11 protein-coding genes and 1 riboswitch are annotated in these 13,303 nt (G+C 39.5%); of the genes, 1 reads left to right on the top strand and 10 read right to left on the bottom strand.

The features are described 5' to 3' along the window. Positions 1–8: 8 nt before the first annotated feature. From M8998_RS11790 to M8998_RS11745, 10 genes are all read right to left on the bottom strand, one after another. The gene (locus M8998_RS11790; protein WP_249993065.1) at positions 9–914 is read right to left on the bottom strand and encodes a glycosyltransferase family 2 protein; all 906 of its coding nucleotides are present in this window, start codon (positions 912–914) and stop codon (positions 9–11) included. Between the two features lie 7 nt (positions 915–921). After that, positions 922–2,067: a polysaccharide pyruvyl transferase family protein gene (locus tag M8998_RS11785; protein WP_249993062.1), complete on the bottom strand. Its 1,146-nt coding sequence runs from the start codon at positions 2,065–2,067 to the stop codon at positions 922–924. Positions 2,068–2,078: 11 nt separating this feature from the next. After that, positions 2,079–3,602 (bottom strand): lipopolysaccharide biosynthesis protein, encoded by a 1,524-nt coding sequence (locus tag M8998_RS11780; protein WP_249993060.1) that lies wholly within the window; start codon positions 3,600–3,602, stop codon positions 2,079–2,081. A gap of 66 nt (positions 3,603–3,668) precedes the next feature. After that, the gene (locus tag M8998_RS11775) at positions 3,669–4,730 is read right to left on the bottom strand and encodes a GumC domain-containing protein (protein ID WP_249993058.1); all 1,062 of its coding nucleotides are present in this window, start codon (positions 4,728–4,730) and stop codon (positions 3,669–3,671) included. Between the two features lie 12 nt (positions 4,731–4,742). After that, positions 4,743–7,229, bottom strand: a complete 2,487-nt coding sequence (locus tag M8998_RS11770) for an SLBB domain-containing protein (protein WP_249993055.1) — start codon at positions 7,227–7,229, stop codon at positions 4,743–4,745. Positions 7,230–7,484: 255 nt separating this feature from the next. After that, entirely contained in the window at positions 7,485–8,363 is an 879-nt protein-coding gene (locus M8998_RS11765) for a beta-1,6-N-acetylglucosaminyltransferase (RefSeq protein ID WP_249993054.1), read from the bottom strand. Between the two features lie 68 nt (positions 8,364–8,431). Beyond that, a complete protein-coding gene (gene rfbB, locus M8998_RS11760; protein WP_249993052.1) occupies positions 8,432–9,481 on the bottom strand; it encodes a dTDP-glucose 4,6-dehydratase in 1,050 nt (349 codons plus the stop codon). Between the two features lie 33 nt (positions 9,482–9,514). Next, positions 9,515–9,979 carry an adenylyltransferase/cytidyltransferase family protein gene (locus M8998_RS11755; RefSeq protein WP_249993050.1) on the bottom strand — a complete coding sequence of 155 codons (465 nt, stop codon included), beginning with the start codon at positions 9,977–9,979 and terminating at the stop codon, positions 9,515–9,517. Positions 9,980–10,126: 147 nt separating this feature from the next. Next, positions 10,127–11,419, bottom strand: coding sequence for a nucleotide sugar dehydrogenase (locus tag M8998_RS11750; protein ID WP_249993048.1), 1,293 nt, complete (start codon positions 11,417–11,419; stop codon positions 10,127–10,129). Between the two features lie 69 nt (positions 11,420–11,488). Next, the gene (locus M8998_RS11745; protein WP_249993039.1) at positions 11,489–12,016 is read right to left on the bottom strand and encodes an adenylyltransferase/cytidyltransferase family protein; all 528 of its coding nucleotides are present in this window, start codon (positions 12,014–12,016) and stop codon (positions 11,489–11,491) included. A 114-nt stretch (positions 12,017–12,130) separates the two neighbouring features. Next, positions 12,131–12,235, top strand: a riboswitch (SAM riboswitch). A gap of 60 nt (positions 12,236–12,295) precedes the next feature. On the opposite strand from M8998_RS11745, the gene metF reads away from it, so the two are divergent. Further along, positions 12,296–13,252: a methylenetetrahydrofolate reductase [NAD(P)H] gene (gene metF, locus M8998_RS11740; protein ID WP_249993037.1), complete on the top strand. Its 957-nt coding sequence runs from the start codon at positions 12,296–12,298 to the stop codon at positions 13,250–13,252. Positions 13,253–13,303: the final 51 nt, after the last annotated feature.

Below are 13,303 nucleotides of genomic sequence, written 5' to 3'. Positions count from 1 at the left end.
TTGCACTATTATTTCTGAAATATAGATGTTATGACCGAGATAAATAAAGCGGGTGACCTCTTACCCATTTTTAAAAATGAGCGATTAAAGAACAAAGCCCTCAGTCTGAACAAATCCTGCCACAAATCCACACACTGCTTTAAAGACCATCTGGTGTATAATTTCGAAGTTTTTGCACTAAACCTCTCTCTTACTAAAGCTATCGCCTCGATATATGCATCATGCCTATCTTCAATGTATGCTATTGTCTTAGCCGAATTCGTCAATGATCCTTCTGTGATATGTTGAATATACAGCGTATCCTTCATGGTATGAATAGTGTTTGCATGAGAGACAATAGCTAAGGAGAAGATATGATCTTCATGCGCTATGCGTTCTGTAAATCGCGCCTTAGAGGATACTGCTAGTGCCTTCTTAAAAACAAATGTCCAAACGGCAGCAGACCACTGATCGTGCTCCAGTTGTGAGCGAAGAAAAACGTCTGTGTCGGTAAAAGTTTTGGCAGTTTCGAAACGGATCTTATCTCTATAGACATTAGAATTTTGTAACTTCTGTACAGAGCTATAATATATTACTTCGTGTCCATCATCCATACACATCAATAATCGGCTGACATAGTTTTTGCTAACCGAATCATCAGAATCTATAAAAGCAATATATTCTCCTTTCGCCCTTTCCAAGCCTATCGTCCTAGCTCTCGCTGCACCACTATTAGCGTAGGAATACAAACGAAAATCCATATTCGGAATCTGGCTGATGATATTTTTGATCACATTCTCCGTGTCATCCGTAGAACCGTCATTTATTAGTATAACCTCCATTCTCGGGTCATACTGTTCCATCAGTAACTCTAATAAAGAGGATATGCGATCTGCACAATTATAACAGGGAATAACAATAGACAGCTTTTTCATAAGCGCATTAATAATTTAATGCGTTTTCTAAAAATGCTTTGCTGTTGATCCGGTGCTCGCTAAGCAAGTTATTCACACGTTGCCAATTTATTGGTGTGTTCATCAATTTGTCATTGAGCATACTCGAATCTATAATTAATCGGTCTTCGAGCTCAAACATTTTTAATAAAGATGTAAAACGAGTTAGCCCTCTTTTTGGATTTCCATAGATTACGAAGGGCTTATTGAATATGATGGCAAATGCGCACGCATGGAATGAATCGGCCACTACGAAAGATGCCTCATAAAAGCCTTTTACCCATTCCTCTGTAGGTGGCGCCACACGATTTTTTAGGGGTATTGATTTGTTTTCTATCTCACTATTTACACGCGAAACTTCCAAACTATACGTCTCTGCGATATGGTTTATTACACGAGTTTTGTCTTCATTCTCATCCAAGACGTACACTAACAATTTCTTGCCGAGTTTATCCGGATTTGATGGAGTGAATAATTTGGTGTAATAACTTTCTTCAATAAGCATTGTAGGATCTAGAACATGTGTGGCCGATGTACTAAATTTATTTTGGCATAATATGACGCCTGAATCTTCTCGTACACCAACATGATTAAACTTTTGTAATAGACCCCCACATCCGATGGTTTCCTGATCATTGAATGTCCATTCATCCGTTCCGAAAGAGGCGGCATAGGCAATACGCCTTGTACTAGATTCCGTTGATAAAAAACCTAAGAAATAATCAAAAATATTAGGAGTATAACGTGGACGCCAAACCTGATCGCTACCAACGATTATTGCCTCGAACTGGTCACCTTTGAGTGCCCGATGCAGTGACAAAGAAGAATAAAATGGTTTAGTTTTTGGCTGAACATATTTATCCAAAAAAACCTTAGTCCGCTTTCCCAAAATTTTTAATTGCTGTTCTTCAGCATATTCCTTAAACAATTCAATCCCTGGCCTGCGTAAAATGTATTTCCCTACGAATCGCTTTATCACCGTAATCGGAACGTCTTTAATAGCTATTCTATCTTTTTTTCGATCTATGAGGTAGACTTCATGACCTAATTCTTTCAAGAAAGACATTAATGCATACGCCTGCAGATTACCACCATAATTGGTGTGTAGAGGTAGTGTAAGTATTCCTATTTTCATACACAAGAGTATTATTTAGTAATTTTTTTACTAATAAATGAATAAATCATCTTTCTTTCTAACTTCGAACAGCCAACAAAGAAGAATACTATTAACACGTATATCAAAATCATTGTGCTGGTTTTTACCAGGTCAAAAAAATCTGTTGGTATGCCATGATTTAAATACAGGTATGTAATACCAACTACCGAACATAAGGTAGCTAAGGTCACAGGAATCATAACCCTCTTTAAAAACAAAGAAATACTGAACCGAATCAGTTTGTTCAAAAAAAGAAGTCTCAGAAACAGCATAATAATCGACAACACAATAGCTACGTATAGGAACGTGATCGGTTCACCAGTCCAGTAAAACAACAAGTAACTTAAAGGTAAGTTCAGCATCATAGTTCCACCCAGAGCAATCTGATACCATTTTATTCGACCACTGGCCAATGCCCCAGTTATTAATGGACCTGATATACTTTCTAATAGAATATTAACCAACGAAAAAAACACAAATACTCCGGCATACGGAGGTGGGTTATCAAGCCACCACACGAGAATATAGTCAATACTATATAATAAGGGAGCGATAATCAAAGCCATTAAAAAAAAAGAGAACTTTGAGCCCTGCAATACCAAATTGTGCATTCTCTTTAAATCTTCTGCTGCATAAGATTTATATATCTGTGGGTTTATGGCCATTTGAAAATTACTTACAAAAGACTGTACAGCAACCTGCACCTGTAACATTACGCCGTATGCGGCATTGACTGTTGTACCAAAGAAGATATTCAGCAAGACGTTAGCACCCTGTCCTTTAGCAACAGCTGCAATATTACCAATAAGATTCCAGCTTGAGTAGCTCATCATGTTCTTATAAAGGCTTTTATCTCTCTGAATTTCGATATTACTCTCCGGAAATTGCTTCCTTGAGTAAAGCACATAAATAGCTGATAGAATAAAATTCATCACGAAAATCATCACAGCGAAGCTAACAAGCTTATCGAACATCGAATGGTATAGCAGAAAGACAATGGAAATTCTCAGCAATGCCTCTAATATGCTTATACCTGCAAAAACATTCATCCTCTCATGTGCAATGATCATAGCATGATACGGTACTTGAATAATACCGATAATACTGGCCAGAACAGAAAGTTGATACACAATATTTACCACCCCCATTCGATCGGAAGGGAGATTTAATTTTTCATTTACAAACCATAGTCCCAAAGTTTCCGCAAATAGCAATACTATCGCCGCTATACCTATATGGACGAGCAAAGAAACATTAAAAACTTTATGAAGTTTAGCACTATCTTTCTCCCCAATAGTAATTGCTAAAAATCGCTGTGTCGCGGAAGACATCGCTGAGTTGAAGAAGCTAAAGAGTGTAATCACTCCACCTACAACACTATAAATACCAAAGTTTTCAATTCCTAAAGCCCCTAATACGATTCGTGAGGTATAGAGACTAAGTCCCATATTAAGGAACATCCTCACATATAAAAACAGCGTATTTTTAGCTATTCTACTGTTATTACTTGCCAAAATTTTTGATGATATTTAAACGTGAGATCATAAATAGTCGATATGCACAAAAAATCAGAGTATAGTCTACTTAAGGATATGACGAATAATCTTAATAGTAGACAATACTAGGGTAACCAAAAACACGCTTAAAAATGCTCCTCCAATAGAAAAAAGCATCATACTAGCACGATTTATAGGAAGCGGAAACATCACTTCGTCAACAATTTTTATGATTGGTGCCTCCTTACTCAAAGCAATTTTAGCTTGCTCTAAATTCCGGGTTAATTCCGCTAATACACCTCTACTAGATTCCGTAGATAATTGAGCCTCCTGTAATGGAATACTCCGAAGAGATTGACGTGTAGGATTTAAGTTTGGAGTATAATCTGTTACGCTCTGAGAGGAGGAAATAGATCGAGACATAGCCCTTCGAACAGAGTCAACCTTCAATTGAAGCGTGGCAATGTTTTCTCTAGAAATCCCCCCCTTTGTTTCCAGATAAAATTCATTTACGTTATTTACTAATTCTTCGTTAAAGCGCTTGGCAAACACTTCATCTTCTGCCGATACTGTAACATAGATTAAATTAGCCTTTTTATTCAACTTATCTACTTCGATATAACTTTCGCTTATCTTATCACAAACACGTAAAAGAATGGAATCTCGCGTTCTGGATTCTAAACTATCAGGAGCGAGAAAAAACTCTGTGTCAGTAATTTTAGCGGCGAGCTCAGGACGCTCTTCTAGACTTTCACGAAAGTCCTTGTTTATCTGGTAGAATTTCTGTACAAAAAGCTCGACGGTATCTATTTTTCGCATTAATGTCTTCCGCAATATAGATCGGGATTTATAAAGCTCGAAAAGGCTTTCCCCTTGAAACAGCCCGTCCGCTCCTCCAATACCACCCGCCGCCATTCCTCCTAATGCCGCTAGTCCAGATGCACTCCCTGCATTATTTCCTTCTAAAATAAAGGTAGTGGTTCCGGTGTAAAGGACCTCTTTGGATTTTGCTAAATAATATCCAGCTGCCGATCCTAGCAAAGCAAATACTAAGATGATATACCATTTAGAAAGGAGATATTTAACGCCTTTCCCAATGTAGATAAATAGATCTTTAAGGGCTATTTCGTCTTGACTTTTTTCCATAACTAATCTTAATTACCGTAAAAGACTCAACATTATCGCCAGCGTAGAGATAACTGCAGATGATAGCCCGACTACGGCCTGCGCAGACATAGGAGATTTGACTGGTTTTTGTGGAACAATAATTTCCGCTCCAGGTGTGACTTCCGGGTAAATTCTGCCTAAACCCTTTATTGTTGATCTAACTTCTCCATTCGCATACTGTACAAACGTTTTGCTTTTGTGGGCTCTACTAGTAAATCCCCCAGCTTGATTGATATAGTAAGTTAAAGGCCTACCCTTTCGGTACACAATACGATTGGAATTCAAAACCTCGCCACGAACAGTAATTGTCTGCAACTGTCTAGGCACGATAATGATATCGCCATCTTCCATCAATAAATCATGTCTAGAGTGTGGTTTAGAAATAATTTTATCCAAATCAATACCCACATAGCTGCTGAAATTTAATGGTGTATTTCGCGCCGCCGATCCTGGAGTGCTGGCTAGAATTTTCTCCTTTGTTATGGCGTCATCTTCCAAGACTTCGCTAATAGCAGAATCTGCATCACCTGAGCTTTGGCTATTATCAAGTGCGATACGAGAATCTGATATTTTCCTTTGCAAAGAAGATCCCTCTAAATACGCTATATCGGTAACCCCACCAGCTCTCTGGATGATATCCGATATAGTTTCTTCCCGTGAAATTAGCGTATAAACTCCCGGATACAGAACTTCTCCTTCTATACGAATCTGCTTCTGATACTGATAGCCGGTGCTGGTGCGAATATTGATAATGTCAAAAGGTTTCAGTTCAAAATCAGACTGAAGCGCCTCTTCCTTATTATCAAAGTTGACTATCAATAGTTCAGATAAAACTGAATCCCTTTGATTGACATTTTTACGGATACGACGGGCGATTTCAATTCTTTCTATATTGGCGGCATCCGATAATCCTCCCGCCATATGTATCACATTGCCTAGCGTCATGTCTTCTGCAAAGCTGAATTTACCAGGTTTACGAACTTCGCCATCGATATTGACACTGTACTCTTCTCGAAGATCAAAAATGGAGGATATAATAACCCTATCCTCGCGTCTTAACAATATGTCCTCTATTGTTCCATCTAACAAGCCTTTTAGGTCAAAAGAAATCAAGCGTTGCGTATTGTCAGGATTGAGTCTATTGATGTACGCTCTACTCATAAAAGCATCCTCTTTAATACCATCAGCTTTTTGGATGAGCTGCTTCACCGTAAGTCCATCGTCCAATTGATAAAATCCTGGCCTAAATACGGCGCCTTCCATTTGAACACGATTCTCGTATCTATCCAAAATTTCTTCCACGATATATTGATCGCCATTTTTTGGTTGATAACTCGAAAAATCGGCCTGATATATGTCGTTTATTCTACGATCTCGGTCGGTCGTAGAGAATACTCGTATTTTGGCGGTGTAGGCATCAGCCGTAAAACCGCCCGTATATTCCAATAGGTCAGCAAACCGTTCCCCGTCTTTTGCTTCATAAAATCCTGGTCTATTAATCGAGCCTTGAAATTCTACTCTATTTTTGTAAACGGGAATATGAATCACATCTTGATCTTCTAGTCGAATATTTCCAGATTGAATCCCATTGACCAAAAAATCGTAAGCATCAATACTACCAACAATTTTATTATTTCGAATGACCTGAATGTTACGGAAAGTTCCTCTATCGGATGGCCCTCCAGCAGCATAGAGCGCATTGAAGACAGTCGCAACGGAAGGCAGCGTATATGTTCCGGGTTGTGTAACAAAACCAGTTAATGTTATTTTTATACTTCGAATATTGCCTAGATTCAAATTGACCTGTGTACGACCACTTCGTATCGATGTATAAGTTTGTGCTAGTTGATTCCTAAGTTTGGCGCGAGCAGCCTGAATAGTCAAGCCTCTAACCGAGACAATACCTACATATTCCACGCGAATAGTCCCCTCTGGAGAAACCGCCAGTTGATAACTAGCCTCATTATCTCCCGTTAAATCAATTAATAATTGATCCCCCGCCCCTATTATGTAGTCTTCCGGAGTAGCCATATTCAGATTAGGTTCGAATCGAATATTTCCATTTCTAAATAGAGATGAACCGAAAATAGGTGGTGTATCTTCATTCTCAACAAGCTCTCCACGAGATGTATTTAATAGATCTCCAGAGTTGTCTGCCTTACGCCCTTCCTCAGAAGGATCAACCATCAGTGTAAGCTGATCTTTGCCGAGCTGATCGCGCCTGATTCTTGCCACACGAGTTCGTAACTTAGAAATCTCGCTCTCAGGCATTCCCTGATTAATCAGATTAGCAAACATTTCATCTTGTGAAAGCCCCTCCTCCTCTGCGCGAGTCATTAATTGTAACACTTGTGTATTACTTAGCGCCTCTACTTTGACCTTACTGTAATCCACTGCCTGCGCTAAAGATTGGTTAATAAAACCACCTAACACAAGAATAAATATAGCTATGCTATTAAGTATGAATCTCTTCATCATATAAAAAAGTAACCGCTTATCTGAGTAAAATACACAGGATTACACGCTTTAAAGTTAATATCTGTTTAAAATAATTGTATACCCATTCCTCTCTCAGATACTGCAATCTCTTATAGGTAATTTATAAAAACAACCTCATCGCACGCGCTGTTTCATAAGTTACAGATTTGCAAATGTAGTTAAAATGCGGGACATGTGTCTATCGACTAAAAGCATAATTATGTTAATTAGGGGTATCGCGAAACCGTAATGACATCATATATTATTTTCAGACATCTGGCTTTCAATTTTCAGATGTTTCTTCAACAATCCCAATAATGGACTAGTTGGTATTTTGCGTATTTTTCTCGCAAAAATTGCGTTAGACAACCTTAGTTTCTCAAAATCTGTTTCATCTAAGAACGCCGGATCTCCGCCCCTTTTAGAACTCCAGTCAATAAACCTTAGATTGTCATTCACAATAGTGTGTTGATAAGGAGAGTCTTCCAGAAGAGTCTGAAACACGAATTCTTCCGAACAAAAAGTATATCGTAGCTTTTTAAGTCTATCGCTATCCAATTGATTTAATAAATAACCTAACACCTCTCGATTAAGACTCCAGTAGGTTGAACCGCCAAACTTTTTTTTAACTGAAAAATCCTTGCGTTTTATGTGAAATATTTTTTGAAGAAGCGTTAAAGCGTAGATCAGTCGAGCTCCAAATTTAGTTTTTGCATTAAAGAAGTCATAAAAATGATACCTTCGATATCTATCATGCCCCCCGCTAGAATCCCAGTTATAAAATGGAAAAGAGGTGGATTTAATAAAAGATTTTGATCTATCTAACTTCAAAATATATTGTGTCGTCTTAATGGGGAAGTCTTCTCCAGTAATTAGGTGGAAAAAATCGTTATCCTCATTTTTTAAGGCCTCCTCGATTAAACCCAAAATTACATAAAAGTGGTTTACACCACCCCAGTTTACTTCTAATTCAGCAGTAATGAATACGTTAGGTAGGTCAGCTAATTTCTCAAAGTTTATCCGACTTTTTCTGTCAAAATGAATGTAATAATTAAAACAACTACCCATAGTTTCAATGAGATCCACTATCGATTCTACGTCTTTGTAAGCGGTTATTAAAATAGCGTGCCTCATGTCCAAATTTGTTTGTCGATCGTTACAATTTACCTTGACTCGATGACCTCCCTATAATGTAGTTCCACTTAGGAATATTGATCCTTATAATACTTTTGGTAGTCACCAGAAGTTACATTACGTAACCACTCTTCATTGTTTAAGAACCAATCGATTGTTAAAGAAAGTCCTTGTTGAAAAGTAACGGATGGCACATAGCCTAACTCCTTATTTATTTTAGATGCATCTATGGCGTAACGCAAATCATGGCCTGGCCTATCTTTTACATACATAATTAGGTTTTCTGATGTGCCTTTTGTTCTGCGAAGCTTTTCATCCATTTGCGCACAAAGTTCCTTGACCAAATCAATGTTCTGCCATTCGTTGAAGCCACCTACATTGTAGGAATCACCATTTTTGCCTTTGTGATACACCAAGTCGATAGCCTTAGCATGGTCGATCACGAATAACCAATCACGTGTGTACTTACCATCACCATAGATAGGTAACGGCTTATTATTTAGAATATTGTGAATACATAACGGAATCAATTTCTCTGGAAAATGATTGGGCCCGTAGTTATTAGAGCAGTTCGTCAATATAATTGGCAAACCGTAGGTATCATGATAGGCACGAACGAAATGATCTGAAGCCGCTTTAGAAGCTGAATATGGGGAGTGCGGATCATATTTAGTGTCTTCTGTAAATAATCCCGTACTACCCAAAGCGCCAAAAACCTCATCAGTAGACACATGATGAAAACGTTTTCCTTCAAAATTATCTTTCCAAACCTCACGTGCGGCATTCAATAGGTTGACGGTACCAATGACGTTTGTCATGACGAAAGCCGACGGATCTGCGATCGAACGATCAACATGCGACTCAGCCGCCAAATGAATAATACCATCTGGTTGATATTCTTTAAATACCTCAAGAATATGATTAGCATCCGTAATGTCCGCTTTAACAAAGGTGTAGTTGGGTTTGCCCTGAATATCTTTCAGGTTCTCCAAATTACCTGCATACGTCAGTGCATCTAAGTTTACGATATGATAGTCGAGGTATTTATTGACAAACTCTCTTACCACGTGGGAACCGATAAATCCGGCTCCGCCGGTAATCAATATTGTTTTATTCATATCGATTGTTAGATAAAATTATGATAGCAAGGTTTATTTATTATTTTTAGCTGCTTCTCTTTCAGCAACAATTCTTCTTAATCCAGAACTAGAGAATCGGTGATCGCGGCTATTGAAATACAGCTCGATGCCTTTTTGTTCACAATATTCACGACCGGTGAAATTTTTCTCTGCATATTCATCTCCCACAATACGCACATCCAGCTTAAATGATTTCAAGATATCTTCCAAATCCTGCTCAGTCGAATAAGGCACTATTTCATCTACATACTCACATCCTCTTAATTGTATGTACCGTTCTACGACTGTTTGTGTAGGCGCATTCTTTTCGGGGCGATCCAGTGTTGGATCCATCTGCAAACCGCAGATCAAATAGTCGCACTGCCTTTTAGCTTCAGCCAACATCATGATATGCCCAGCGTGCAATAAGTCGAAAGTAGAAAAGGTAATGCCGACTCGTGGCCCAGGATTGTAATCTTTATTCTTATTTTTTTCCATAGTGTATTGTACGTATAATTTCGCTTAGTTAAACTATTAATTTTTTAGTGAGCCTTTCATATGAATGTTAAGAAAGTGGATGAATAGTCACATTCGCACTGCGCCTTTACATCAAAAAATATGCCACCGGCTATCTAGAAACCCCAATTATAGCCTCGCGTCGACGACTTCGCGAGCGATAACGCCCTTAATATCAAAAACAACGACGCGCTCTTTACAAAATCCAGTCAAATCCAACCTCAAAAACTCTTGATGTGCAACCGCCAATATAATGGCGTCATAACCTCCAAACTGTAGTGCCTCATCTATTGATTTCAACCTCAACCCATACTCATGCTGCACCTCTGCAACACTCGCCCAAGGATCTACAATATCTGCTTTCACCCCATAGTCCTCTAACGCGGCATGAAGATCCTTCACCTTGGTATTGCGGATATCTGGACAATTTTCTTTAAAAGTGACACCGAGTATTAAAGCATTCGCACCCTTAACAGCGATATCCTTTCTGATCATTAGCTTTACCACTTTGGAGGCAATGAATTCTGCGACAGAGTCATTAACCCGTCTACCAGAGAGAATAACATTTGGATGATAGCCCAACTGAACCGCTTTATGTGCTAAATAATAGGGATCTACCGAGATACAGTGCCCACCAACCAAGCCAGGTTTGTAGGGAAGAAAATTAAACTTCGTCCCAGCGGCAGCTAATACATCTTGTGTATCAATACCCACCCGATCAAAGATTAAAGCGAGTTCATTGACAAAAGAAATATTCACATCACGTTGCGCATTTTCAATTGCTTTGGAAGCCTCCGCCACCTTAATGCTAGGAGCTTTGTGCGTACCCGCGTGAATAATGATTCGATACAACTGATCTATCTCTTCCGCTATAGCCGAAGTAGATCCAGAGGTGACTTTTTTTATGGTAGTCAACGTGTTTACCTTGTCCCCAGGATTGATCCGTTCTGGAGAATATCCTGCAAAAAAATCTTCGTTAAATATCAATCCAGATTCCCGCTCTAGAATCGGCACGCAGTCCTCTTCTGTACAGCCTGGGTACACCGTGGATTCGTAGATTACGATGTCGCCTTTTTTCAACACCTTTCCTATCATGCGCGTTGCATGACGCAAAGGTCTTAGATCAGGCGCATTGAATTCATCGATTGGCGTAGGAACGGTGACAATGTAGATAGAGCAACCGCGAAGATCTTCCACTGCAAAGGATGCTGTATAGCCCTTTTGCCCTTCTGTATCCACAATAAGTTGAAGCGCTGATCGTAGCATCTCAGGATTTGCTTCTTTAGTACGATCGATCTCCTGGTTCAGTTCGCTAACGCGCGCTTCATCAATATCAAACCCTACTACTTGCGTGTGGGAAGCAAACGCCAATGCCAGGGGCAACCCGACGTATCCTTGTCCGATAACGGCTATCTTCTTCATTCTCCACGAAAGTACTAAATAGTCTGATAATTCAGAAAATTGAAAATCCGTAATGTGATCCTTATTCTATTACGGGTTCATTTCTCGTTCCATCTTCTGTGCCTCTTTTTCGGCAACAATCCTCCGCAAACCAGAGCTGGAAAACCGATGATCTCTGCTATTGTAATAAAGCTCAATGCCCTTCTGTTCGCAGTATTCTCTTCCTGTAAAGTTTTTCTCCTGGTATTCATCCCCCACAATACGCACATCTAACTTAAAGGATCGTAAGATATCTTCCAAATCTTGCTCTGTAGAATAGGGGACAATTTCATCTACATATTGGCACCCTCGAAGTTGTATGTATCGCTCTACTACAGTTTGTGTAGGCGCATTCTTCTCCGGCCGGTCTAACGTAGGGTCCATCTGTAAACCGCAGATCAGGTAATCACATTGTCGTTTGGCTTCTGCCAACATCATGATATGCCCGGCATGCAACAAGTCGAATGTGGAGAAGGTAATGCCAATGCGTGGGCCAGGATTGTAATCGGAGGGATTGTTATTTTCCATGTTGATACGAGATAGTATGTTTGTATCCACAAGGATAATTGATTTTTTCATTATCCTATGTACATCTAACGATAACAGCCGTGGACAAAAGGTGGACAAATTTTGATCATCAATTAAAATCATTCTGCATTTTGTTATCCCACACGCTTTTCCCATATTTGTGATTGCTTATAGAGAAAGGCTGAGGGATTAGACCCGCGGACGCCTTAGCAACCTGACGCATGTCAAGGTGCTACAATCTACCCTCCATAGTGAAGGGAATGATAAGCGGCCATAGGCATATGTCGGCACCATTTCTCTGCAAGCCTTCCATTCAAGAAACACATACGTATGAAGATCATTGATCATATCAAGAATGCACAAGGAAAAACGCTGTTTTCTTTCGAGTTGTTGCCTCCCGCAAAAGGCCAGGGAATTCAAAACATATTTCAGACGATGGATGAGTTGATGGAATTCAAACCTCCCTTTATCGACGTCACATACCATCGGGAAGATTACTTATACAAACAACATCCAAACGGGTTATTGGAGCGTGTATCTTATCGTAAACGGCCGGGTACGGTGGCCATTTGTGCAGCTATCATGAATAAGTATAAGGTAGATGCGGTGCCACACTTGATTTGCGGCGGATTTACCAAAGAGGAAACAGAGAACGCCTTGATTGATCTTGATTTCCTTGGCATAGATAATGTGCTAGTACTTCGGGGCGACGCACGGAAGGGCGATGCCGATTTTATCCCTACCGAAGGTGGGCATGCTTATGCCACAGACCTATTGAAACAGGTTCGGGATATGAATGAAGGAAAATACTTACATGAGGATATCACCACTTCTTCAAAAACCGATTTTTGCATAGGGGTAGCAGGGTATCCAGAGAAGCATTTTGAAGCTCCAAATTCGCAAACAGACTTTAAATGGTTGAAGAAAAAGGTGGATATGGGAGCCGAATTTATTGTAACACAGATGTTCTTCAACGTTGAGCGCTATAAAGAGTTTGTTACCAAATGTCGTGAGCATGGTATCCACGTGCCTATTATCCCTGGTTTAAAGCCATTAACTACAAAAAAACAACTCATCACGCTACCCCGTATATTTCACTTGGATATACCAGAGGAGTTATCTGAGGCTGTCGATAGCTGCAAGAACAATGCAGAGGTGCGGAAGATAGGTGAAGAATGGTTAGTACAGCAGTGCCGCGAACTCATCGCTTTCGGTGCACCAGTGCTCCACTTTTATACGATGAGTAATCCAGGTCCTACCAAAAATATTGTCCAGCAACTTGCTTAGGCATTTTACGCTTAGTGTAAAAGGAGACTTTTCTAAAAAAGACATTTAAGA

The sequence above is a fragment of the Sphingobacterium sp. lm-10 genome (genome assembly GCF_023554555.1).
In the GTDB taxonomy this organism is placed as follows: domain Bacteria; phylum Bacteroidota; class Bacteroidia; order Sphingobacteriales; family Sphingobacteriaceae; genus Sphingobacterium.
The sequence above is the reverse complement of the archived record's forward strand: the minus strand, read 5'-3'. Positions and strand labels throughout refer to the sequence as shown.

Bases quoted from the DNA above. Each gene is read 5' to 3' on its own strand.
- M8998_RS11755 (WP_249993050.1), bottom strand. From the start codon at position 9,979: ATGGAAAAAAATAAGAATAAAGATTACAATCCTGGGCCACGAGTCGGC.
- M8998_RS11765 (WP_249993054.1), bottom strand. From the start codon at position 8,363: ATGAGGCACGCTATTTTAATAACCGCTTACAAAGACGTAGAATCGATA.
- metF (WP_249993037.1), top strand. From the start codon at position 12,296: ATGAAGATCATTGATCATATCAAGAATGCACAAGGAAAAACGCTGTTT.
- rfbB (WP_249993052.1), bottom strand. From the start codon at position 9,481: ATGAATAAAACAATATTGATTACCGGCGGAGCCGGATTTATCGGTTCC.
- M8998_RS11750 (WP_249993048.1), bottom strand. From the start codon at position 11,419: ATGAAGAAGATAGCCGTTATCGGACAAGGATACGTCGGGTTGCCCCTG.
- M8998_RS11790 (WP_249993065.1), bottom strand. From the start codon at position 914: ATGAAAAAGCTGTCTATTGTTATTCCCTGTTATAATTGTGCAGATCGC.
- M8998_RS11775 (WP_249993058.1), bottom strand. From the start codon at position 4,730: ATGGAAAAAAGTCAAGACGAAATAGCCCTTAAAGATCTATTTATCTAC.
- M8998_RS11745 (WP_249993039.1), bottom strand. From the start codon at position 12,016: ATGAAAAAATCAATTATCCTTGTGGATACAAACATACTATCTCGTATC.
- M8998_RS11770 (WP_249993055.1), bottom strand. From the start codon at position 7,229: ATGATGAAGAGATTCATACTTAATAGCATAGCTATATTTATTCTTGTG.
- M8998_RS11785 (WP_249993062.1), bottom strand. From the start codon at position 2,067: ATGAAAATAGGAATACTTACACTACCTCTACACACCAATTATGGTGGT.